Below are 24,315 nucleotides of genomic sequence, written 5' to 3' on the forward strand. Positions count from 1 at the left end.
TAATAAAAAACCCGCCACTGGCGGGTTTTTTATTACTTCTTACCAGCAGCTTTTCGCCGCTTATCCAAATCCTTGATCAGCCTGTTCACCCCATCATCGGCAAACATCGCCTCAAGCGTGGTGGACAGCTTTCGACGCCAGTTCTTGTACTGATAGCTGGTGCCTGGGATGTTCACCGGCTCCGCCATATCAATCCAGTCTTCCGGCTGCAGCCCCAGCAGCGCGCTGTTGCTGTCGGCAATATAGCGCTGCAAACCGCGATTGAGGGTCGCGGTCATCGACATCAATGACGCTTTATGTCCCGCACGTTTCGGCAGACAGCCCTGCTTGTGCAGCGCATCCAGTAGCCCCTGTTTGGAAAGCTCGCGATCCTGATACAGGCCGTGTAACACCTCCTCATCAGGATACAGGCCCAGCGTTTTGCCAAGGGTCAGATCGCCGCTTTCCCAATAGCCACGAAGCGTAGGAAGGTCATGCGTCGTCGCGACTGCCATTGACTGTTCAGGGTACGCTTGCGGCGCGCGGAAGGTTTTCTCATGGTCGTTTTCAAAATAGAGCACTTTATAGGAGTAGACGCCGCTGTCGCGGAGCTTGCTGACAATTTCCACCGGCACGGTACCGAGATCTTCACCGATCACCATGCACTGATGGCGCTTGCTTTCCAGGGCCAGGATCGACAGCAGATCGTCAACCGGATACTGCACATACGCCCCGTGATCGGCCGTTTCACCGTACGGGATCCACCACAGACGCAGCACGGACATTACGTGGTCAATACGCAGCGCGCCGCAGTTCTGCATGTTAGCGCGCAGCAGGTCGATAAACGGCTCGTAGGCGCGCTCCGCCATGACGTGCGGATCCATCGGCGGCAATCCCCAGTTCTGGCCCAGCGGGCCAAGGATATCCGGCGGCGCGCCGACAGAGGCTTTCAGACAGTAAAGCTCACGGTCACACCAGGTCTCCGCGCCGCCTTCCGCCACGCCCACGGCCAGATCGCGGTACAGGCCAATCGGCATTTTATAGCCCTGGCTCACCTGCCAGCAGGCGGCAAACTGGCTGTAAGCCAGCCACTGCAGCCACAGGTAGAAGTCCACTTCATCGGCATTTTTTTTACAGAACGCTTTCACTTCAGGCGTGTCGACGCTCTGATACGCTTCGGGCCAGACCGGCCAGCCCCAGCGCATTTCGTCCTCTTTTACCTGATATGCGTGCAGCGCATCGAACGCCGCCTGCCAGTACAGGCTCTCGCCCTCCTGCGTCACGAACTGGCGGAACGCCGCCATCTGCTCGTCATCGCGCTGCGAAAAGCCTTTCCACGCCAGACGCAGCGCGGCCATTTTCAGCGCCGTGACGGTGGAATAGTCCACCCAGTCGGCTTCGCGCGCCTGCTTCAGCGCCTGCTGTGTGGTGCTGAGTTTCCACCACGCCTGCGCCTCTTTGCTGTTTTTGAAATCATCTAAGGCGTTAACGTCGATATAAATAACGTTCAGCCAGCGACGGGACGACGGACTATACGGGCTGGCGCTCTCCGGGTTGGCTGGATAGAGCGCGTGGATCGGGTTGAGACCGATAAACGCGCCGCCGCGCTCGCCCACGGATGCCAGCATCTTTTTCAGATCGCCAAAATCACCGATGCCCCAGTTGCTGTCGGAACGCAGAGTGTAGAGCTGCACGCAGGCGCCCCACAGCTTTTTGCCTTCAAGCAGCGCCTGCGGCTCGTAGCAGCGTTTTGGCGCGACGATCACCCGGCAGTGGAAACGCAGATCGTCCTGGGTGAGCGTTAAGGTGTGATACCCCTCCGGCAGCTTTGCCGGAAGGTTTAACGTTTTGCCGCCGGTGGCGTGGCCTTTATGCTGATGCCCCTCTTCGGTGGTAAGAAGCCAGCTAAACTCGCCGCGCCCCTCCACCGCCAGCGGCATCTTTTTGCCTGCGGTGAATACCTTCACGTTCGGCACCGGAGCAGCCGACGCTTTCGCGTCGGTTTTGTGCATGGCATCCAGCAAACGTCTTTTGGTGTCCGCACCAATAGACTGCGGTTTGCCGTGCGCATTGATGTAACTGAGGCTAATTCCCGCCGCCTGCGCGGCACTGTCCAGACGTTTACTCTCCATCGCGCTTCCTTAGCGTTTTGCCTGCCAGATACGGGCCTGATAATCACGGATTGAGCGGTCAGAGCTGAACATACCGCAGCGGGCGGTATTCAGGATGCACGCGCGGGTCCACGCTTCCTGGTCGCGATACAGCACGTCGACCTGCTTTTGCGCTTCAACGTAGGCCGTGAAGTCCGCCATTACCAGGTAAGGGTCACCGCCGTGTTTGTCCATGCTGTGCAGCATCTGGTCAAACGCGTGCTTATCGCCGTCGCTGTATTTACCGCTCTCAAGCTCCTTCAGCACCGCATCGAGGACTTTGTCTTTCTTACGCCATTTCACCGGGTCATAGCCTTTGGCCTTGATGGCTTTCACCTCTTCCACCGTATGGCCGAAGATAAAGATGTTCTCTTCGCCCACCTTCTCGGCGATTTCGACGTTCGCCCCGTCGAGCGTGCCGACGGTCAGCGCGCCGTTCAGCGCTAGCTTCATGTTGCCGGTACCGGAGGCTTCTTTTCCTGCGGTTGAGATCTGCTCGGAGATATCCGCCGCCGGGATCAGCATTTCCGCCGCCGAGACGCAGTAGTCCGGCAGGAACACTACCTTCAGCTTGTCGCCCACTTTCGGATCGCTGTTGATCGCCGCCGCCACTTTATTGATGGCGAGGATAATGTTTTTCGCCAGGTAGTAGCCCGGCGCCGCTTTCGCACCGAACAGGAACACGCGCGGCACGCGGTCGGCCTGCGGGTTCTCGCGGATCTCTTTGTACAGCGCCAGAATGTGCAGCAGGTTCAGATGCTGGCGTTTGTACTCGTGCAGACGTTTGATCTGGATATCGAATATGGCGTTCGGGTTGATCTCAATCCCGGTACGCACTTTCACAAACTCCGCCAGGCGAACCTTGTTCTCAAGCTTGATCGCCCGGTACTGCTCGCGGAATTTCGCGTCGTCAGCGTATTTTTCCAGGTTGATGAGCTGGTCCAGATCGTTGGCCCACTCTTTCTTCAGGATCTTATCCAGCAGGCCGGCCAGCAGCGGGTTGCACTGCTTGATCCAGCGACGCGGCGTGATGCCGTTGGTCACGTTGTGGAATTTGGTTGGCCACAGCTGGTGGTATTCCGGGAAGAGATCTTTGACCACCAGATCCGAGTGCAGCGCCGCCACGCCATTCACCGCAAACCCGCTGACAACGCACATATTCGCCATGCGCACCTGCTTGTCGTGAACCACCGCCAGCTTCGCCCAGACCGACTTGTTGCCCGGCCAGGTTTTATCCACGAGCTTTTTAAACTGGTCGTTAATCTTGTTGATGATCTGCATGTGGCGCGGCAGCAGCGTTTTCACCAGCTTCTCATCCCAGCACTCAAGCGCTTCTGGCATCAGGGTGTGGTTGGTGTAGGCAAAGGTACGGCTGGTGATGGCCCAGGCGTCATCCCAGCTCAGCTGGTGCTCGTCGATCAGCACGCGCAGTAGCTCCGGGATGGCAATGGTCGGGTGCGTGTCGTTGAGCTGAATCACTTCAAAGTCCGGCAGCTGCGCCAGCTTGCGGCCCGCCAGGTGATGGCGACGCAGAATGTCCGCCACGGAGCAGGCGCACTGGAAGTACTGTTGCATCAGGCGCAGCTTTTTACCGGCCAGGTGGTTGTCGTTCGGATAGAGGACTTTGGTCAGCTTCTCGGCATCGATGCCCTGCTGCTCGGCGCGCAGGAAATCGCCGTCGTTGAATTTGGTCAGGTTAAACGGATGCGCGTGCTTCGCCTGCCACAGACGCAGCGGCTGCACCACGCCGTTACGGTAGCCAAGCACCGGCAGATCCCAGGCTTCGCCAGTGATAGTGAATGCCGGTTCCCAGAGACCCTGCTTTGTCACTTTCCCGCCAATGCCAACCTGTACGTCCAGCTGCGCGTTGTGGCGGAACCACGGATAGGTATTGCGATGCCAGTCGTCCGGCGCTTCCATCTGATGCCCGTCGGCAAACGACTGACGGAACAGGCCGTACTGATAGTTCAGACCATAGCCAATCGCCGACTGGCCGACGGTCGCCATGGAGTCCAGGAAGCAGGCCGCCAGGCGTCCCAGGCCGCCGTTGCCCAGCGCCGGGTCAATCTCTTCTTCCAGCAGGTCGGTCAGGTTAATGTCGTGTTCTTTAAGAACGTCACCGACCTCCTGATACCAGCCGAGGTTCAACAGGTTGTTGCCCGTCAGACGGCCAATCAGGAATTCCATTGAAATGTAGTTTACATGGCGCTGGCCTTTTACCGGGTTTGCCAGGGGTTGAGCATCCAGCTGCTCTGCGAGCGCACCGCTCACTGCCTGCCACCACTGGTGAGGCGTCATCTCGTTTGCAGCATGAAGGCCAAAACGCTGCCACTGACGCGTCAGGGCAGCCTGGAATTGAGCTTTGTTGAAAGTAGGCTGTGACATAGGGGATCGGCATCCTTTAGAAAGAAAACACAAGTTGGCGCTAGTGTGCCTGGCTCATTTCCCCTCTTCCTCCTCCTGTGGGGGATTAGACAGGGAGGAGTAACGGGGATGAGCATAAAAGTGTGATCGAGGCCACTCTCAGAGCATAGTTCGAGTGTGCCCGGAAGATAAAAAAGTAACCGAGGAGAATGTCAAAGAAATGAAATGCGGTTTCGGGTGAAATTAAACCCCGCCGAAATAATTACTTACGTAGAATAATATCTCGGCAATCGGGAAATCGCTAAGGAGATTATTAATCTCCCTTAACTTTACCAGAAGTATATTAAATTCGACGTCACTATCCCTTTCTGAAACCAGTTTCAGCGCAGCCGCAGCACAGCCATACAAGCCAGCATTGACGGGGCATCAAAGACCTTTTCAGAAAGTTCCCTCCTCTGCCTGAATGTTTTGTGACAGAGTGCAAATTCACAGCCACCAAATCCAGACATAACTTGCAATAGTTAACTTATTGGCCGACCTTATATCCATTAATTACGAAGCGCAAAAAAAATAAAATCTCTCGTTCCCCACAGTGAAGTGAAACCTATGTTGATTCCGTCTAAATTAAGTCGCCCGGTTCGCCTTGACCATACAGTGGTCCGCGAGCGTCTGTTGGCTAAACTTTCCGGCGCGCATAATTTCCGACTGGCGCTGGTTACGAGCCCTGCAGGTTATGGAAAAACAACGCTCATTTCGCAATGGGCCGCGGGTAAGAGCGATCTTGGATGGTACTCTCTCGACGAGGGCGATAACCAGCAGGAGCGTTTTGCCAGCTATCTGATTGCCGCCATACAGCAAGCAACCCATGGACACTGTGTCGCCAGTGAGGTGATGGTGCAAAAGCGCCAGTACGCCAGCCTGTCCTCCCTTTTCTCTCAGCTGTTTATCGAACTGGCCGAATGGCATCGCCCGCTTTACGTGGTGATTGATGATTACCATCTCATCACTAACCCGGTAATTCATGAATCGATGCGTTTCTTCCTGCGCCATCAGCCGGAAAACCTGACCTTAGTAGTGCTGTCACGCAACCTGCCGCAGCTGGGTATTGCCAACCTGCGCGTGCGCGATCAGCTCCTGGAAGTGGGCAGCCAGCAGCTGGCCTTTACCCATCAGGAAGCGAAACAGTTCTTTGACTGCCGCCTGAACTCACCGATTGAGGCCGCCGAAAGCAGCCGCCTGTGTGATGACGTTGCCGGCTGGGCCACGGCGCTGCAGCTCATCGCGCTCTCTGCCCGGCAAAACAACAGTCCGGCGCATCAGTCTGCGCGGCGCCTGGCGGGCATTAACGCCAGCCACCTTTCTGACTATCTCGTGGATGAGGTGCTGGACAGCGTCGATCCCTCAACGCGTAATTTCCTGCTGAAAAGCTCTCTGCTGCGCTCCATGAACGATGCGCTCATCGTGCGGGTGACGGGCTGTGAAAACGGCCAGCTGCAGCTCGAAGAGATTGAACGTCAGGGCCTTTTCCTGACGCGCATGGACGATCCGGGCGAGTGGTTTAGCTATCATCCGCTGTTTGGCAGCTTCCTGCGCCAGCGCTGTCAGTGGGAGCTGGCGGTTGAACTGCCGGAGATCCACCGCGCCGCTGCCGAAAGCTGGATGGCGCAAGGCTTCCCAAGCGAAGCCATCCACCACGCGCTGGCCGCCGGTGATGCCAGCATGCTGCGCGATATCCTCCTCAATCATGCGTGGGGCCTGTTTAACCACAGCGAGCTGACGCTGCTGGAAGAATCCCTCAAAGCCCTGCCGTGGGAAAGCCTGCTTGAGAATCCGCGTCTGGTGCTGCTGCAGGCCTGGCTGATGCAGAGCCAGCATCGCTACAGCGAAGTGAACACTCTGCTGGCGCGCGCCGAGCAGGAGATGGAAAGCGAAATGGATACCACCCTGCACGGCGAGTTCAACGCGCTGCGCGCTCAGGTGGCGATTAACGATGGCGACCCGGACGAAGCTGAACGGCTGGCGATGGTCGCGCTGGATGAACTGCCGCTGGCCAACTTCTATAGCCGCATCGTTGCGACCTCCGTGCACGGCGAAGTGCTGCACTGCAAGGGCGACCTCACGCGTTCGCTTTCACTGATGCAGCAAACCGAACAGATGGCGCGTCGTCATGATGTCTGGCATTACGCCCTGTGGAGCCTTATCCAACAGAGCGAGATTTTATTCGCGCAGGGGTTCCTGCAGGCCGCCTGGGAAAACCAGGAAAAAGCGTTCCAGCTGATTCGTGAACAACATCTGGAACAGCTGCCGATGCACGAGTTCCTGTTGCGTATTCGCGCTCAGCTGCTGTGGGCATGGTCGCGTCTGGATGAAGCGGAAAGCTGCGCCCGTCAGGGTGTGGATGTTCTTTCCAGCTTCCAGCCTCAGCAGCAGCTGCAGTGCCTGGCGCTGCTGGTGCAGTGCTCGCTGGCGCGCGGCGATCTCGACAACGCCCGCAACCATCTTAACCGCCTGGAAAACCTGCTCGGCAACGGCCAGTATCATAGCGACTGGGTGTCAAACGCCGACAAGGTCCGGGTGATTTACTGGCAGATGACCGGCGATAAAAAATCCGCCGCCAACTGGCTGCGCCAGACGCCAAAACCGGAATTTGCCAACAACCACTTCCTGCAGAGCCAGTGGCGCAATATTGCCCGCGCGCAGATCCTGCTCGGTGAATTAGAGCCCGCAGAGATTGTGCTGGAGGAGCTGAACGAGAACGCGCGCAGCCTGCGCCTGATGAGCGACCTGAACCGCAACCTGCTGCTGCAAAACCAGCTTTACTGGCAGGCGGGTCGTAAAAATGATGCCCAGCGTGTGCTTCTGGAAGCGCTGCAGCTGGCTAACCGCACCGGGTTTATCAGCCACTTTGTAATTGAAGGGGAAGTGATGGCGCAGCAGCTGCGCCAGCTGATTCAGCTCAACACGCTGCCGGAACTGGATCAGCATCGCGCCCAGCGCATTCTGCGCGAGATTAACCAGCATCATCGGCACAAGTTCGCGCATTTCGATGAGAACTTTGTTGAACGTCTGCTGAACCACCCGGAAGTGCCGGAACTTATCCGCACCAGCCCGCTCACCCAGCGCGAATGGCAGGTTCTGGGGCTGATTTATTCAGGCTACAGCAACGAGCAGATTGCCGGTGAGCTTGCGGTGGCGGCGACCACCATCAAAACGCATATCCGCAATCTGTACCAGAAGCTGGGCGTGGCGCATCGTCAGGATGCAGTACAGCATGCACAGCAGCTGTTGAAGATGATGGGGTACGGCGTTTAGATTTGTGCGGCCTGACGCCCTCACCCCGGCCCTCTCCCACAGGGAGAGGGCGCACGGCTTTTCAACACAACTCTAACTGCAAATTATTATCTTTAATTACCTGCATCACGCCCGCCGGCGGCATCACGTCGGTATAGACCGCATCCACCATGCTAATGCTGCCCATGTTCACCATCGCATTTCGGCCAAACTTCGAATGGTCCACCACCAGCATCACGTGGCGTGAATTTTCAATAATCGCGCGCTTGGTGCGCACCTCGTGGTAATCAAACTCCAGCAGCGAGCCGTCGCTGTCGATACCGCTGATCCCCAGAATGCCGAAGTCGAGGCGGAACTGCGAGATAAAGTCGAGGGTGGCTTCGCCGATAATCCCGCCGTCGCGGCTGCGCAGCTCGCCGCCCGCGAGGATGATGCGGAAGTCGTCTTTCTGCATCAGGGTATTGGCCACGTTCAGGTTGTTGGTGACCACGCGCAGATTCTCGTGATCCAGCAGCGCATGGGCGACCGCTTCCGGCGTGGTGCCGATATCAATAAACAGCGTCGCGCCGTTCGGGATCTGGCTGGCGACCTTGCGGGCAATGCGCTCTTTCTCTGCCGTCTGCGTCGCCTTACGGTCGTGCCAGGAGGTGTTGACCGAGCTGGACGGCAGCGCCGCGCCGCCGTGGTGGCGAAGAATACGGTTCTGATCGGCCAGGTCGTTCAGGTCACGACGGATGGTTTGTGGGCTGACGGCAAACTGCTCCACCAGCTCTTCGGTGCTGACGTATCCCTGTTTTTTTACCAGTTCGATAATGGCGTCATGACGTTGTGTTTGTTTCATCAATTATCCCTGAGAATTATGTTCGTTTTCGCGCATGGAGCGTGTCGGCAAAGGCCATCGCCAGCCCCACGGCCAGCCCGGCGACGTGCGCACCGTTGGCGATAGACATACCAAACAGATCAAACCATCCGGCAATTAGCCATATTAACGCAAAGGTTATTAATCCGCGTTGCAGATAGATGCCGCTTTGCGGATCGCGCTCCCCACGAAGCCAGACGTAGCCCATCAGGGCATATACGACACCCGACAGCCCACCGAACCACGGCCCGCTGAACTTGTGCTGCACGTAGCCGCTTAACAGGGCGCTGATAATAGTGATAACGATCAGCTTGCCGCTGCCCAGACGCTTTTCAACGGCACCGCCGAGATACCACCACCAGAGCAGGTTAAAGAGGATATGCATCACCGAGAAGTGCATCAGCGCGTGGCTAAAGTAGCGCCAGACGTCAAACTCAAGAGACGAGTCATAGGGCCACGCCAGGGCAATCATTACGCTCTGGTCGCCGACCACGTTCATGATAATGAAGACGATGATACAGGCCGCCATCAGCAGCAGCGTAAACGGGCCCGCGCGCTCGCGAATAGTGGCGAGGAAGGGAAAGCGGCTGTAGTGCAATCCGCTGCCGGTCTGGCCGGACTGCCAGCTGGCCGCCAGATAGCGCGGGTCGCCAGGGTTCTCAAGAAAACGCGCCAGCTCCTCGTTTACCCGTCCGGCCTGGCTCTCATCGGCCAGCCAGACGTCGGTCTGCGTATGTTGTTGAATAGTCAGAATAACGCCCTGCGTCGCCATATAGTCGACAAACGCCTGGGCGACGCGCGGGTTAGTAAAAGAGGTGATCATCAACATGGGCAGCGGTCGCTTATTTCCACACAAAAGAGGACAGTATAGCGGGATCAGCGCTCAAAAGCGTATTCCACTTCCGCCGGGAAATGACGATGCCAGGCATCGAAACCACCGTCGACGCTGTAAACTGCGTCGTAACCCTGCTGAAGCAGATACTGCGCCGCGCCTTTGCTGCTGTTGCCGTGGTAACACATGACCATCACCGGCGTGTCGAAGTCGTTATCGCGCATAAACGCGCTCAGCGTGTCGTTGGTGAGATGGAACGCGCCCGGCGTATGGCCCATCGCAAAACTCTGCGGATCGCGGATGTCCACCAGCACCGCTTTTCCCTGGTGCATCTTCTGGTGGGCTTCTTCTACGTTAATACATTCAAACTGATCCATGGTGTTCTCTTTACAGTGGTCAACGACAAGATTTTACCCCGTAGTGTACGTCCTGGCGGCGGGTAAACGCCATTATGTTATCCATATCACTCTAAATTGTTTTTTTGATGTTACCAAAAGCGCGTTCCTTTGCTATTATGAGCGATATCGAACATTTCTGAGCTTTAACGAAAGTGCATGAGGGTGTTATGGAAACCAAAGATCTGATTGTGATAGGCGGTGGCATCAACGGTGCCGGTATTGCGGTCGATGCCGCAGGACGCGGTTTGTCCGTACTGATGCTGGAAGCTAACGATCTCGCCTGCGCGACGTCGTCCGCCAGCTCCAAACTGATTCACGGTGGCCTGCGCTACCTGGAACACTACGAATTCCGCCTGGTCAGTGAAGCGCTGGCCGAACGTGAAGTGCTGCTGAAAATGGCCCCGCATCTGGCGATTCCGATGCGCTTCCGCCTGCCCCATCGCCCGCATCTGCGTCCGGCGTGGATGATTCGCATCGGTCTGTTTATGTACGATCATCTGGGTAAACGCACCAGCCTCCCGGGTTCGAAAGGGTTGCGTTTTGGCTCAGAATCGGTCCTTAAGCCGGAAATCGTGCGCGGATTCGAATATTCCGACTGCTGGGTGGATGATGCCCGCCTGGTACTGGCGAATGCGCAGATGGTTGAGAAGAAAGGTGGCGAGGTGAAAACCCGCACCCGCGCAACCGCTGCCCGTCGTGAAAATGGCCTGTGGATTGTGGAAGCGGAAGACATTGATACCGGCGAGAAATTCAGCTGGAAAGCGCGCGGCCTGGTGAACGCTACCGGCCCGTGGGTGAAGCAGTTCTTCGACGACGGCATGCATCTGCCTTCTCCATACGGCATTCGCCTGATCAAGGGCAGCCACATTGTGGTGCCGCGCGTGCATACCCAGAAGCAGGCTTACATCCTGCAGAACGAAGACAAGCGCATCGTGTTTGTGATCCCGTGGATGGACGAATTCTCGATCATCGGTACTACCGACGTGGAATACAAAGGCGATCCGAAGAACGTCGAGATCGACGAGAGCGAAGTGAACTACCTGCTCAAAGTGTATAACGCGCACTTTAAGAAACAGCTGTCGCGCGACGACGTTGTCTGGACCTACTCCGGCGTGCGTCCGCTGTGCGATGACGAATCTGACTCACCGCAGGCCATTACCCGCGACTATACGCTCGATATTCACGACGTTGACGGTCAGGCGCCGCTGCTTTCCGTGTTTGGCGGTAAGCTCACTACCTACCGCAAGCTGGCCGAGCACGCGCTGGAAAAACTGGCGCCGTACTATAAAGGCATTGGCCCGGCATGGACCAAGGGCGCGGTACTGCCCGGCGGTGATATCGGCGATAACCGCGATGATTACGCCGCGAAGCTGCGCCGTCGGTTCCCGTTCATCACCGAAGGAATGGCGCGCCACTATGCCCGCACCTACGGCAGCAATACCGAGCTGATTCTGGGCGATGCGAAGGACATGGCGGATCTGGGCGAGCATTTCGGCCACGAGCTGTACGAAGCCGAACTGCGTTACCTGGTTGAGCACGAGTGGGTGCGTCGTCTGGACGATGCTATCTGGCGCCGTACCAAGGAAGGGATGTGGCTCAACGCCGAGCAGCAGTCTCGCGTGGCGCAGTGGTTACTGCAAAATGCGGGGAAGCGTGAGCTGTCGCTGGCGTCGTAATTCGACCGGTGCGGACTGATGCCCTCACCCTGCCCCTCTCCCACAGGGAGAGGGAACAAACACTAAAAACGGCAACCGAGGTTGCCGTTTTGCTTTTACAATCTCACCGGATCAATATGCCAGATCGTCTCGGCATACTCCTTGATGGTCCGGTCTGACGAGAAATAGCCCATATTGGCGATGTTGTACATCGCGGCGCTGGTCCACTTCTCCTGCTGACGGTACAGCTCGTCAACCTTATCCTGACAGTCCACGTAGCTGCGATAATCCGCCAGCACCTGGTAGTGATCGCCAAAGTTAATCAGCGAATCCACCAGATCGCGATAGCGGCTCGGTTCATCCGGGCTAAACACGCCGGTCGCGATCTGCGTCAGCACCTGACGCAACTCTTCATCCTCTTCGTAATATTGACGCGGCGAGTAGCCTTTCCTGCGAAGCGCCTCCACCTCTTCCGTCGTGTTACCGAAGATGAAGATATTTTCTTCGCCCACGTGCTCCAGCATCTCGACGTTCGCCCCGTCCAGCGTGCCGATGGTCAGCGCGCCGTTGAGGGCAAACTTCATATTACTGGTACCCGATGCTTCAGTACCCGCCGTCGAAATCTGTTCAGAGAGATCCGCCGCCGGGATGATCAGCTGCGCAAGGCTGACGCTGTAGTTCGGAATGAACACCACCTTCAGCTTGTCGCCAATGTCCGGATCCTGGTTAACCACCTTCGCCACGTCGTTGATGAGATGAATAATGTGCTTCGCCATGTAGTAGGCGGAAGCCGCCTTACCGGCGAAGATCTTCACGCGCGGCACCCATTCGGCCGTTGGATCGGCCTTGATGCGGTTGTAATGGGTGATCACGTGCAGCACGTTCATCAGCTGACGCTTGTATTCGTGGATGCGTTTGATCTGCACGTCGAACAGCGCTTTCGGGTTAGCGACCACGTTGAGGTGCATCGCCAGCCAGACCGCCAGACGCTTTTTGTTCAGCAGCTTGGCTTCGCGTACGGCTTTGTTCACCGTCGGGAAATCAATATGCTGTTCCAGCTCGCTCAGCTGGCTCAAATCGGTACGCCAGGTGCGGCCGATATTCTCGTCCAGTACCTCAGAGAGCGGCTGGTTGGCCAGCGCCAGCCAGCGGCGCGGCGTGACGCCGTTGGTCACGTTGCAGAACCGCGTCGGGAAGATCTTCGCGAAGTCCGCAAACAGCGACTGCACCATCAGATTCGAGTGGAGCTCGGACACGCCGTTGACCTTGTGGCTGATGACAACCGCCAGCCAGGCCATGCGCACGCGACGACCGTTCGACTCATCAATGATGGACGCGCGGCTCAGCAGGCCGGTATCGTTCGGATACTGCTCCTGCAGCGTCTTGAGGAAGTAGTCGTTAATCTCAAAGATAATCTGCAGATGGCGCGGCAGGATTTTGCCGAGCATGTCCACCGGCCACGTCTCCAGCGCTTCGCTCATCAGCGTGTGGTTGGTGTAGGAGAACACCTGGCAGGTCACCTCAAAGGCGTCATCCCAGCTGAACTTATGCTCGTCGATCAGCAGGCGCATCAGTTCCGGAATTGAGAGCACCGGGTGGGTGTCGTTAAGGTGGATCGCGGTTTTCTCCGCCAGGTTGGCGTAGGTTTTGTGCAGCTGATGGTGGCGGCTGAGGATGTCCTGAATGGTCGCCGAAACGAGGAAATACTCCTGACGCAGGCGCAGCTCGCGACCCGAGTAGGTCGAGTCATCCGGGTACAGCACGCGGGACACGTTCTCGGAGTGGTTTTTATCCTCCACCGCCGCGAAGTAGTCACCCTGGTTAAATTTCCCGAGGTTAATTTCGCTACTGGCCTGGGCACTCCACAGGCGCAGCGTGTTGGTGGCGTCGGTATCGTAGCCGGGGATAATCTGGTCGTAGGCCACGGCCAGGATCTCTTCCGTTTCTACCCAGCGGGACTTTTTCCCTTCCTGCTGGATACGCCCGCCAAAGCGCACCTTGTAGCGCGTGTTGTGGCGCTTGAACTCCCACGGGTTGCCGTACTCCAGCCAGTAGTCCGGCGACTCTTTCTGACGCCCGTCGACGATGTTCTGTTTGAACATACCGTAGTCGTAGCGAATACCGTAGCCGCGGCCCGGCAGCGCCAGCGTCGCCAGCGAGTCGAGGAAGCAGGCGGCGAGACGCCCCAGACCGCCGTTGCCGAGGCCCGGGTCGTTCTCTTCGTCGATCAGTTCTTCTAAATCTAACCCCATCTCTTCGAGTGCGGTTTTGACATCGTCATAAATACCGAGCGACAGCAGCGCGTTGGACAGCGTGCGGCCAATCAAAAATTCCATCGACAGGTAGTAAACCTGACGCGTCTCCTGCGAGAGCTGGGCGCGGTTTGAGCGCAGCCAGCGTTCAACTAAGCGGTCACGCACGGCAAACAGGGTGGCGTTCAGCCACTCGTGCTTGTTGGCAATAACCGGATCTTTCCCGATGGTGAACATCAGCTTGTAGGCGATGGAGTGCTTTAACGCCTCAACGCTGAGCGTGGGTGAAGAGTAGCTAAATGGAGCGTTCATATCAGTAACTTCGCCTCGTTACATCAAGCGTTGATAGAGATCGCGGTATGACTGCGCCGCGACGTGCCAGCTAAAGTCCATGGACATCGCCTGACGCTGAACGTAACGCCAGAGTGATGGACGGGACCACAAGACGAAAGCACGCCGAATCGCCCGAAGCAGCGACCAGGCATTACTGTCCTCAAAGACAAACCCGCTGGCGATACCGTCCGCCAGATTTTCCAGAGAGCTGTCGGATACGGTATCCGCCAGTCCGCCCGTGCGGCGCACCAGCGGCAGCGTGCCGTATTTCAGACCATAAAGCTGCGTCAGGCCGCAGGGTTCGAAACGACTTGGCACCAGAATGACGTCCGCGCCGCCCATAATTCGGTGCGAGAACGCCTCGTGGTAGCCAATCTGCACGCCCACCTGCCCCGGGTGTTCCGCAGCGGCGGCAAGGAAACCTTCCTGCAGCACCGGATCGCCCGCGCCGAGCAGCGCCAGCTGTCCGCCCTGCTCCAGTAAACCGGGCAGCGCCTCCAGCACCAGATCCAGCCCTTTCTGGCTGGTCAGGCGGCTCACGACGGCGAACAGCGGCACTTTGTCGTTCACCTTCAGGCCCATCGCAATCTGCAGCTGGCGTTTGTTTTCCGCTTTGTCTTCCACGGAATCACGGCCATAGCGCGCCGCCAGCAGGAGATCGGTTTCCGGGCTCCAGATCTGTTCATCCACGCCGTTCAGAATACCCGACAGGCGGCCTTCGCGATGGCGCTGCTGCAGCAACCCTTCCATGCCGTAGCCAAACGCCGGCTGGGTGATCTCACGCGCGTAGGTCGGGCTCACCGCCGTGATGTGATCGGCGTAGTACAGCCCCGCCTTCAGGAACGAGATCTGCCCGTTAAACTCCAGACCGTGCATGTTAAAGAACGACCATGGCAGATCGATGTCATTCATGTGATGGGCGTAGTACATCCCCTGATAGGCAAGGTTATGCACGGTAAAGACCGATTTCGCCGGGTGGCCGCGCGCGGCGAGATACGCCGGGGCAAGCCCGGCGTGCCAGTCGTGCGCGTGCACCACATCCGGACGCCAGAACGGATCCAGCCCCGTCGCCATTTCTGCTCCAACCCAGCCGAGCAGCGCAAAGCGCAGCACGTTGTCGGTGTAGGCGAACAGGTTCGTATCGTGATACGGGCTGCCCGGGCGATCGTATAAGTGCGGCGCGTCGATCAGGTAAATCCCTACGCCATTGTAATGTCCAAACAGCAGGGTAATGCGTCCGGCAAACGTTTCACGGCGGGTCACCACTTTTGCATCGGGTATACCGCGCCGGATATCCGGAAAGGCGGGCAGCAGGACTCGGGTATCCACGCCTCCGGCGATTTGCGCCGCCGGTAATGCGCCAAGCACATCTGCCAGTCCGCCCGTTTTTAATAACGGGAACATCTCAGAACATACGTGTAAAACCTGCATCATCGCTCCTGTTTGATCTGCAGCTTCCGCAACATTTCCCGTGTGACTAACACGATCCCCTCTTCCGAACGGTAGAAACGACGCGCGTCTTCTTCCGCATTCTCCCCAATGACCATCCCTTCAGGGATGACGCAGGCACGGTCGATCACGCAACGACGCAGACGACACGAGCGCCCTACCCAAACATCCGGCAACAAGACTGCCGAATCGATATTACAGAATGAATTTATCCGCACGCGCGGGAACAACACCGACTGCACCACGACCGAACCGGAGATAATGCACCCGCCGGACACCAGCGAGTTCAGCGTCATACCGTGGCTGCCGGAGCGGTCCTGCACGAATTTGGCCGGCGGTAGCGACTCCATATGGGTACGAATCGGCCAGTTCTGGTCATACATATCCAGTTCAGGCGTGACCGATGCCAGATCGAGGTTCGCTTTCCAGTAAGCTTCCAGCGTTCCCACATCGCGCCAGTAGGGTTCCGCATTCGGATCGGACTGTACGCAGGACAGCGGGAATGGATGTGCATACGCCATGCCAGCTTTCGTGATTTTCGGAATGATGTCTTTACCGAAGTCGTGGCTGGAGTTTTCGTCTTTGTCGTCTTCTTCCAGCAGCTCATAAAGATAATCTGCGTCAAAGACATAGATCCCCATGCTGGCGAGCGATTTGGTGTCATCGCCCGGCATCGTTGGCGGGTTCGCCGGTTTTTCAACGAAGTCGATAATTTTGTCGTCGGCATCCACGTGCATGACGCCAAACGCCGTCGCTTCGGCAACGGGCACAGGCAGACACGCCACGGTGCAGCGCGCCCCTTTTTCGACGTGGTCGATCAGCATGTGGGAGTAATCTTGCTTGTAGATGTGGTCCCCGGCGAGGATCACGATGTATTCCGCGTTATAGCGACGAATAATGTCGAGGTTCTGGGTCACCGCATCCGCCGTACCGCGGTACCAGTTCTCGCCGTGAACGCGCTGCTGAGCAGGAAGGAGATCGACAAACTCGTTCATCTCTTCGCTGAAGAATGACCAGCCGCGCTGGATATGCTGAACCAGCGTGTGCGACTGATACTGCGTAATGACGCCGATGCGGCGAATGCCCGAGTTCAGACAGTTGGAGAGCGCAAAGTCGATGATGCGGAACTTACCACCAAAGTGAACAGCCGGTTTGGCGCGCTTGATGGTCAAATCTTTCAGACGGGTACCACGCCCACCCGCAAGGATCAGGGCAACCGTTTTTAATGGTAGCTGGCGTGCCAACATTAAGGGATCGTTCTTCTCTAATCTAACCATGACTAACTCCTTTTTTATCATCTTTGGAATACGCACACTCCGTGCGCAGGCCCGTGCCAGACAGCCATTACTACCGGATTATCCGCTCCGGCAAAGGGGGGAACGGCGCGCCACTCCCCGTCAGGTAAAACAATCTCTGCGACGTCATCCGTCGCGTTCAGCGTGACCAGCCATTTATCCGACAGCAGGATTTGCAGGCGTGGTACGCCGTGTTGCCACTCTTGCGCGCTTAACGGTTGCGCGTCTTTATTCAGCCAGCGAACGTTGCCGTCACCCTCTTCCCACCAGCTGTTGGCGGTCAGCGCGGGGATCTGCTGGCGAAGATGGATCAGCGCAGCGGTGAAATGAATCAGCCCGCTGTTGGCTTCCCCCCAGTCGAGCCAGGTTAAGGTGTTGTCCTGGCAATACGCATTGTTATTACCGTGCTGGCTGTGACCATGCTCATCGCCTGCCAGCAGCATCGGCGTGCCCTGCGACAGTAAAAGCGTTGTCAGCAGCGCATGAACGCTGGCGCGTCGCCGCTCGATGACGTCGAGGCTTCCGCCTAACCCTTCTATACCATGATTAAAGCTATGGTTATTGTTAGTGCCATCGCGATTCTCTTCGCCGTTTGCCTCATTGTGTTTCTGATTGAAACAAACGCAGTCCCTGAGCGTAAAACCGTCGTGCGCCGTCAACAGGTTGACGGTAGCCGACGGGCGTTTGCCGTCGCGCTTAAAGAGATCGCTCGACGCGGCAAAGCGCCCGGCAAATTCCCCCAGCGACAGATTGCGTTCCAGCCAGAAGCGGCGCACGGCGTCGCGGTAGTGATCGTTCCACTCGGCAAACAGCGGCGGGAAATTCCCGACCTGATAACCGCCTTCGCCAATGTCCCACGGCTCGGCAATGAGCTTCACCTGCGAGAGCACCGGACAGTTTTTTATCGCCTCGAACAGCGGCGCCTGCCGGCTGAACGCCGGCGTGCGCCCCATCACGGGCGCCAGGTCGAAACGAAAACCGTCGACGTGGAACGTCTCCACCCAGTATTTCAGGCATTCATACGCAAAATGCGTGACCGCCGGATGGCTGAGGTTGAGCGTGTTACCGCAGCCGGTCCAGTTCTCATAATCGCCATCCTGCCTGATCCAATAATAGCTACGGTTATCAATTCCGCGCATGGAGAGCGTCGGACCGTCGAGATCGCTTTCTGCACTGTGGTTGAGCACCACGTCCAGAATGACCTCAATGCCCGCCGCGTGGAGAGCCTTCACCGCATCGCGGAACTCGTCCCGCGCTTTTTCCGGATGGACGGCATAGCGCGGCTCGAGCGCGAACATCGCCAGCGGGTTGTAGCCCCAGTAGTTGCTGAGCCCCAGCCGCTGCAGGCGCGGCTCGCTGGCAAAATGGGCAACGGGAAGCAGTTCCAGGGCGGTGATACCGAGATGTTTCAGGTAGGCGATCATGGTGGGATGCCCGAGCGCCTTATAGGTGCCGCGCATCTCTTTGGGGATCGACGGGTGCAGGTACGTCAGCCCTTTAACGTGGGCTTCATAAATGACGGTATTGCCCCACGGCGTGTGCGGCGGGGCATCGTCTTCCCAGTCATAAAGATCGTTCACCACCACGCTTTTTGGCGCGACGGGCGCGCTGTCGCGGTGGTCGGGCTCGCCGTAGCCCACGTGGAAGAGCGGGTCATCTTTAAATTCGCCGTCCACGCGGTGCGCGCACGGGTCAATCAGCAGCTTCGCCGGGTTAAACCAGTGACCCTGCGCCGGATCCCACGGACCATGTACGCGAAAGCCATAGTGCATGCCTGGCCGTCCTCCGGCCAGGTAGCCGTGCCAGGTATCCCCCGTGCGCGCGGGTAAATCGTAACGGTGCTCGTTACCTTCCCCGTCAAACACGCACAGTTCAACCCGCTCGGCGTGAGCGGAAAAGAGGGTGAAATTGACACCCTTTCCGTCAAAACGCGCCCCGAGCGGTTCGGGTTTACCTGCCGTAAGCTGCGTCATTCGCCCTCCCGCATCAGCCAGATGGTGCCAAGCGGCGGCAGCGTCAGGCTCAGGGAGTTGGGTCGCCCGTGGCTTTCTATGGCGTCACTCTGTACCAGCCCGCCGTTACCGGCGTTGCTGCCGTGGTAGTGCATCGAATCGGTATTCAGAATTTCACGCCATTTGCCCGGCTGGTTAATGCCGAAGCGGTAGTGTTCGCGCGGCACCGGGGTGAAGTTGCTGGCGACGATGATCTCGTTACCGGCCTTGTCACGACGCACAAAGACAAACACCGAGCGCTCATGGTCGTCCACCACCAGCCACTCAAAGCCGTACGGATCGAAGTCCAGCTCGTGCAGCGCTTTGTGGTGGCGATAGGTCAGGTTCAGATCGCGCACCAGACGCTGCACCCCGTGGTGCCAGTTGTCGCCGCCTTCCAGCAGATGCCAGTCGAGGCTGGCGTCGTGGTTCCACTCGCGACCCTGAGCGAACTCATTGCCCATGAACAGCAGTTTCTTACCCGGGAAGGCAAACATCCAGCCGTAATAGGCGCGCAGGTTGGCAAACTTCTGCCACGCGTCGCCCGGCATGCGGTCGAGAATGGATTTTTTGCCGTGCACCACCTCATCGTGCGACAGCGGCAGCATGAAGTTTTCGGTGTAGTTGTAGAGCATCCCGAACGTCAGCTTATCGTGATGATACTTACGGTGAACCGGATCCAGCTTCATATAGTCGAGCGTGTCGTGCATCCAGCCCAGGTTCCACTTATACCAGAACCCCAGGCCGCCCAATGACGGCGGACGGGAGACGCCCGCAAAGTCGGTCGACTCTTCCGCCATGGTCACGGCACCGTCCACCTGCTCGCCGATAATGCGGTTGGTATTGCGCAGGAACTCAATGGCTTCCAGGTTTTCGCGGCCGCCAAACTCGTTCGGGATCCACTCCCCCTCTTTGCGGCTGTAGTCGCGGTAGATCATCGACGCCACCGCATCGACGCGCAGGGCATCAATGCCAAACCGCTCGATCCAGTACAGGGCATTCCCGACCAGGTAGTTTGAGACCTCACGGCGACCGTAGTTGTAGATCAGCGTATTCCAGTCCTGGTGATAGCCTTCGCGCGGATCGCTGTGCTCGTACAGCTTCGTACCGTCAAATTCTGCCAGCGCGAAATCATCCGCAGGGAAATGGCCCGGCACCCAGTCGAGGATGACGTTCAGCCCGGCGGCGTGCGCGGCATCAATGAAATAGCGGAAGTCGTCGCGCGTGCCGAAGCGGCGCGTTGGCGCATACAGCCCGGTGGGCTGATAGCCCCAGCTGCCGTCGAACGGGTGTTCATTGACCGGGAGCAGCTCAAGGTGAGTAAAGCCCATCCATTTGGCGTACGGCACCAGCTGGTCGGCAAGCTCCCGGTAGCTCAGCCAGAAGTTGTTATCGGTGTGGCGGCGCCAGGAGCCGAGATGAACTTCATAGACGGAGATCGGCGCATCAAAGCGGTTGGCCTGTTTACGCTCTTCCGTCTGGACGACCTTCTCAGGCAGGCCGCAAATCAACGACGCGGTATCCGGGCGCATCTGCGCTTCGAAGGCATACGGGTCGGCTTTAATGCGTAGCTTGCCGTTGGCGTCGATCATCTCGAATTTATAAAGCTGCCCGGGGTGCGCCCCGGGGATAAACAGCTCCCAGATGCCGGTTTCCCGGCGCAGGCGCATCGGGTGTCGGCGACCGTCCCAGTAGTTGAACTGGCCTACAACGGAGACGCGCTGGGCGTTAGGCGCCCACACGGCGAACCGCGTGCCGGTAATGCCATCCATGGTATCGGCATGGGCACCCAGCGTTTCATAAGGGCGAAGATGCGTTCCTTCGGAGAGCAGCCAGGCGTCCATCTCTTTTAAGAGCGGACCAAAGCTGTAAGGATCGTCAATCAGGTTTTGCTGACCGTGCCAGAGAACGGCGAGCTGATAGCGAAAAGGGTTTTTACGACGGGGCATTACGCCCGAGAAGAAGCCACGCGAATCGAGGCATTCAAGATTACCAACCTTGCGGCCAGTTTTGGGTTCAATCACCCAGACTTCTGTGGCATCCGGTAATAGCGCCCGAACTTCCAGACCCGCCTCAGTACGATGCATCCCAAGCACAGAAAAGGGGTCAGCGAAATGACCCGCAATAAGCGCATTAATCACGTCTCTATCCACACGATCGGACATGGTATTCATCCTGTTTTTTATGTCGTCCTTTTTAAGCGCTCCGGGACGACTTTTAATGTGACCTGAACGGGACAGCACAAAAATGTGCATCCATTCTGCTCCGTTCGAACCTCAGGTAAGAAATGACTCTTCCTTAAAGCATAGCCAACGCTCTAGATGACTCCTGATAAAAAATAAGACATACGCGTGTTACTCCGTGTAGTACGCAAAAAAAAGGGGTGAAAATCACCCCCGGTAGTTAACAAATTATTACGCCAGCTGGCGCAGCATGCGGCGCAGCGGCTCGGCGGCGCCCCAAAGGAGCTGGTCACCGACGGTGAACGCGGAGAGATACTCCGGCCCCATGTTCAGCTTGCGCAGACGGCCAACCGGCGTGGTCAGCGTGCCGGTAACGGCAGCCGGGGTCAGCTCGCGCATGGTGATATCACGATCGTTTGGCACCACTTTCGCCCATGGGTTATGCGCGGCCAGCAGTTCTTCCACGGTCGGAATAGACACATCTTTTTTTAGTTTAATGGTGAAGGCCTGGCTGTGGCAGCGCAGCGCGCCGATACGCACGCACAGACCGTCAACCGGAATGGTGTTCGCGGTCGCGAGGATTTTGTTGGTCTCTGCCTGGCCCTTCCACTCTTCGCGGGTCTGGCCGTTATCAAGCTGTTTGTCGATCCACGGGATCAGACCGCCGGCCAGCGGTACGCCAAAGTTATCCACCGGCAGCTCGCCGCTGCGGGTCAGCTGGGTGACCTTACGCTCGATATCCAGAATAGCGGATGCCGGGTTTGCCAGCTCGGTCGCAACGCTCTGGTGCAGCTGGCCCATCTGGGTCAGCAGCTCGCGCATATGGCGCGCGCCGCCGCCGGACGCGGCCTGGTAGGTCGCCACGGAGACCCACTCCACCAGATCCTGAGCGAACAGGCCACCGAGGGACATCAGCATCAGGCTGACGGTGCAGTTGCCGCCAACAAAAGTTTTTACGCCGTTGTTCAGGCCATCGGTGATCACGCCCTGGTTCACCGGGTCGAGAATAATGATGGCATCATCTTTCATGCGCAGCGAAGAAGCCGCGTCAATCCAGTAGCCCTGCCAGCCGCTTTCACGCAGCTTTGGATAGATTTCGTTGGTATAATCGCCGCCCTGGCACGTCACAATAATGTCGAGTGCCTTCAGCGCTTCCAGATCGTAAGCATCCTGCAACGTGCCTGTGGTACCACCAAAGGACGGAGCAGCCTGGCCGAGCTGGGAAGTGGAGAAGAAGACCGGGCGGATAGCGTCGAAATCGCGCTCTTCAACCATGCGTTGCATGAGTACAGAGCCGACCATACCGCGCCAGCCGATAAAACCAACGTTTTTCATAGCATTTTTTTCCTGCTGAGGGTGTGTGCTGATTGTGCAAGCCAGTATTGAACTGGGATATGCTTCACATTACAAAATGCTGCCAAAGTCGCAAGCGAAATTAATCGATGATTGCCCGGCAATCAGAAAAAGCGCTAATCATCGAAATAACACTACTAAGTATCAGGGATAATTTAAAGATGAGTGAAATCATTTCCGCGGCGGTTTTATTGATCCTGATTATGGATCCACTGGGTAACTTGCCGATCTTCATGTCGGTGCTGAAGCACACCGAACCGAAGCGCCGCCGGGCGATCATGATCCGCGAGCTGCTCATCGCCCTGCTGGTGATGTTTATCTTCCTGTTTGCGGGTGAAAAAATCCTCGCATTCCTGAACCTGCGCGCCGAAACCGTGTCGATTTCCGGCGGGATTATTCTTTTCCTGATTGCGATTAAGATGATTTTCCCGAGCGCGGAAGGCAGCAGCAGCGGCCTGCCTGCGGGTGAAGAGCCGTTTATTGTGCCGCTGGCGATTCCCCTCGTTGCCGGGCCGACCATTCTGGCCACGCTGATGCTGCTGTCGCACCAGTATCCGAACCAGATGAGCCATCTGGTGATTGCCCTGCTGATTGCCTGGGGCGGAACGTTTATTATCCTGCTGCAGTCATCCCTGTTCCTGCGCCTGCTGGGTGAGAAAGGGGTAAACGCGCTGGAGCGCCTGATGGGGCTGATTCTGGTAATGATGGCAACGCAGATGTTCCTGGACGGCATTCGGGCGTGGATGAAGGGATGACTTTCTCCCTCTCCCTGTGGGAGAGGGCCGGGGTGAGGGCATCAGGCAGCAGAGGCGCCCACTCAACCCTTACGAATCAAATACCGGTACGGCAGCGTTTCCGTCTGCTGCGCCACCAGCTCATGCTCCATAAAGGTACAAAAACCGGGAATATCGCGCGTGGTGGCCGGGTCGTCGGCAACGATCAGCAGCGTTTCACCGGTCTGCATGTTGCGCACGGTTTTACGTACCATCATTACCGGTTCCGGGCAGCGAAGGCCCTGGGCATCAAGAGTGTGGTCTGGGCTGGAAAACAGGTCGGTCATGATCTTCTCGGTCTGATAAAAACGGCTGTAGTTTACGCCCGGTTGCGATCAATGCAAACCAGGTTAACGATTGCGTAAAAACTAACCATTGCAATGTCCTGACAAAGCAGTATCATGCTGCGGTTTTTATTGGGTTCCCTCACCCCAACGTATAAAAAGGTCACAATATGACGCAGTTTTCTGAATCTCAGCGCGTAAAAGCGTTGTTCTGGCTTTCGCTTTTCCATTTGCTGGTGATCACCTCCAGCAACTATCTGGTGCAGCTCCCGATCTCCATCTTTGGTTTCCATACCACCTGGGGCGCGTTTAGTTTCCCGTTTATTTTCCTCGCGACGGATTTGACCGTGCGTATTTTTGGCGCACCGCTGGCTCGCCGTATTATTTTTTCGGTCATGCTCCCGGCGCTGTTCATCTCGTACGTGATTTCGTCTCTGTTTTATATGGGAAGCTGGCAGGGCTTTGAGGCGTTAACCCACTTCAACCTGTTCGTTGCCCGTATCGCCGCGGCAAGCTTTATGGCCTACGCGCTGGGGCAGATCCTCGACGTGCATGTGTTTAACCGCCTGCGTCAGAATCATCGCTGGTGGATGGCGCCAACCGCCTCCACGCTGTTCGGTAACGTGAGCGATACGCTGGCCTTCTTCTTCATCGCCTTCTGGCGCAGCCCGGATGCGTTCATGGCCGAGCACTGGATGGAAATCGCGCTGGTGGACTACTGCTTTAAGGTTCTCATCAGCATTGTTTTCTTCCTGCCGATGTACGGCGTGCTGCTCAATATGCTGCTGAAAAGGCTGGCAGATAAATCTGAAATCACAGCATTGCAGGCTGGTTAAGGGTTCGCTTTATCAGTTGTGATAAGATGAGCGAATGA

The 24,315-nt window shown here is 57.4% G+C and carries 16 protein-coding genes; 4 read left to right on the forward strand and 12 right to left on the reverse strand.

All coding sequences use genetic code 11. The features are described from left to right. Positions 1 to 32: 32 nt before the first annotated feature. Positions 33 to 2,111, reverse strand: coding sequence for a 4-alpha-glucanotransferase (gene malQ, locus FOY93_RS20865; protein WP_143345623.1), 2,079 nt, complete (start codon positions 2,109 to 2,111; stop codon positions 33 to 35). A 9-nt stretch (positions 2,112 to 2,120) separates the two neighbouring features. Further along, positions 2,121 to 4,514 (reverse strand): maltodextrin phosphorylase, encoded by a 2,394-nt coding sequence (malP, locus tag FOY93_RS20870; RefSeq protein WP_143345624.1) that lies wholly within the window; start codon positions 4,512 to 4,514, stop codon positions 2,121 to 2,123. Between the two features lie 585 nt (positions 4,515 to 5,099). On the opposite strand from malP, the gene malT reads away from it, so the two are divergent. Beyond that, complete coding sequence (gene malT / locus FOY93_RS20875; protein ID WP_008503059.1) at positions 5,100 to 7,805, forward strand: HTH-type transcriptional regulator MalT; 2,706 nt, start codon at positions 5,100 to 5,102, stop codon at positions 7,803 to 7,805. Positions 7,806 to 7,866: 61 nt separating this feature from the next. Here the strand turns inward: malT and FOY93_RS20880 are convergent, their stop codons facing one another. From FOY93_RS20880 to glpE, 3 genes are read right to left on the reverse strand one after another with little or no spacing between them, the layout of a single operon-like run. Further along, positions 7,867 to 8,625, reverse strand: coding sequence for a DeoR/GlpR family transcriptional regulator (locus FOY93_RS20880; RefSeq protein ID WP_008503060.1), 759 nt, complete (start codon positions 8,623 to 8,625; stop codon positions 7,867 to 7,869). Between the two features lie 16 nt (positions 8,626 to 8,641). Further along, positions 8,642 to 9,472: a rhomboid family intramembrane serine protease GlpG gene (glpG, locus tag FOY93_RS20885; RefSeq protein WP_143345625.1), complete on the reverse strand. Its 831-nt coding sequence runs from the start codon at positions 9,470 to 9,472 to the stop codon at positions 8,642 to 8,644. A gap of 47 nt (positions 9,473 to 9,519) precedes the next feature. Further along, positions 9,520 to 9,852: a thiosulfate sulfurtransferase GlpE gene (gene glpE / locus FOY93_RS20890; protein ID WP_115876843.1), complete on the reverse strand. Its 333-nt coding sequence runs from the start codon at positions 9,850 to 9,852 to the stop codon at positions 9,520 to 9,522. Positions 9,853 to 10,040: 188 nt separating this feature from the next. Here glpE and glpD point away from each other — a divergent pair, with 188 nt between their 5' ends. After that, a complete protein-coding gene (gene glpD / locus FOY93_RS20895; protein WP_136195950.1) occupies positions 10,041 to 11,549 on the forward strand; it encodes a glycerol-3-phosphate dehydrogenase in 1,509 nt (502 codons plus the stop codon). Positions 11,550 to 11,644: 95 nt separating this feature from the next. Here glpD and glgP read toward each other — a convergent pair whose 3' ends face one another. The 6 genes from glgP to asd all read right to left on the reverse strand — a co-directional run bounded on the left by glgP (position 11,645) and on the right by asd (position 22,366). Continuing rightward, complete coding sequence (glgP, locus tag FOY93_RS20900; protein ID WP_133295268.1) at positions 11,645 to 14,092, reverse strand: glycogen phosphorylase; 2,448 nt, start codon at positions 14,090 to 14,092, stop codon at positions 11,645 to 11,647. Positions 14,093 to 14,110: 18 nt separating this feature from the next. Then, entirely contained in the window at positions 14,111 to 15,544 is a 1,434-nt protein-coding gene (gene glgA, locus FOY93_RS20905) for a glycogen synthase GlgA (RefSeq protein WP_008503065.1), read from the reverse strand. After that, positions 15,544 to 16,839: a glucose-1-phosphate adenylyltransferase gene (gene glgC, locus FOY93_RS20910; protein ID WP_008503066.1), complete on the reverse strand. Its 1,296-nt coding sequence runs from the start codon at positions 16,837 to 16,839 to the stop codon at positions 15,544 to 15,546. The genes glgA and glgC overlap by 1 nt, the downstream gene beginning before the upstream one ends. 17 nt (positions 16,840 to 16,856) lie before the next feature. Next, entirely contained in the window at positions 16,857 to 18,830 is a 1,974-nt protein-coding gene (gene glgX / locus FOY93_RS20915) for a glycogen debranching protein GlgX (protein WP_115876841.1), read from the reverse strand. Next, positions 18,827 to 21,013, reverse strand: a complete 2,187-nt coding sequence (glgB, locus tag FOY93_RS20920; RefSeq protein ID WP_133295269.1) for a 1,4-alpha-glucan branching enzyme — start codon at positions 21,011 to 21,013, stop codon at positions 18,827 to 18,829. Before glgB ends, glgX begins: the two co-directional genes overlap by 4 nt. Positions 21,014 to 21,262: 249 nt before the next feature. After that, positions 21,263 to 22,366 carry an aspartate-semialdehyde dehydrogenase gene (gene asd, locus FOY93_RS20925; RefSeq protein WP_033146834.1) on the reverse strand — a complete coding sequence of 368 codons (1,104 nt, stop codon included), beginning with the start codon at positions 22,364 to 22,366 and terminating at the stop codon, positions 21,263 to 21,265. A 179-nt stretch (positions 22,367 to 22,545) separates the two neighbouring features. Here asd and yhgN point away from each other — a divergent pair, with 179 nt between their 5' ends. After that, positions 22,546 to 23,139 carry an NAAT family transporter YhgN gene (yhgN, locus tag FOY93_RS20930; protein ID WP_003861574.1) on the forward strand — a complete coding sequence of 198 codons (594 nt, stop codon included), beginning with the start codon at positions 22,546 to 22,548 and terminating at the stop codon, positions 23,137 to 23,139. Between the two features lie 62 nt (positions 23,140 to 23,201). Here yhgN and tusA read toward each other — a convergent pair whose 3' ends face one another. Further along, the gene (gene tusA / locus FOY93_RS20935; protein ID WP_017693840.1) at positions 23,202 to 23,444 is read right to left on the reverse strand and encodes a sulfurtransferase TusA; all 243 of its coding nucleotides are present in this window, start codon (positions 23,442 to 23,444) and stop codon (positions 23,202 to 23,204) included. A gap of 167 nt (positions 23,445 to 23,611) precedes the next feature. Here tusA and FOY93_RS20940 point away from each other — a divergent pair, with 167 nt between their 5' ends. Continuing rightward, the gene (locus FOY93_RS20940) at positions 23,612 to 24,277 is read left to right on the forward strand and encodes a 7-cyano-7-deazaguanine/7-aminomethyl-7-deazaguanine transporter (RefSeq protein ID WP_111963750.1); all 666 of its coding nucleotides are present in this window, start codon (positions 23,612 to 23,614) and stop codon (positions 24,275 to 24,277) included. Positions 24,278 to 24,315 lie beyond the last annotated feature (38 nt).

The organism is Enterobacter sp. 18A13, from assembly GCF_007035975.1.
In the GTDB taxonomy this organism is placed as follows: Bacteria; Pseudomonadota; Gammaproteobacteria; order Enterobacterales; family Enterobacteriaceae; genus Enterobacter; species Enterobacter vonholyi.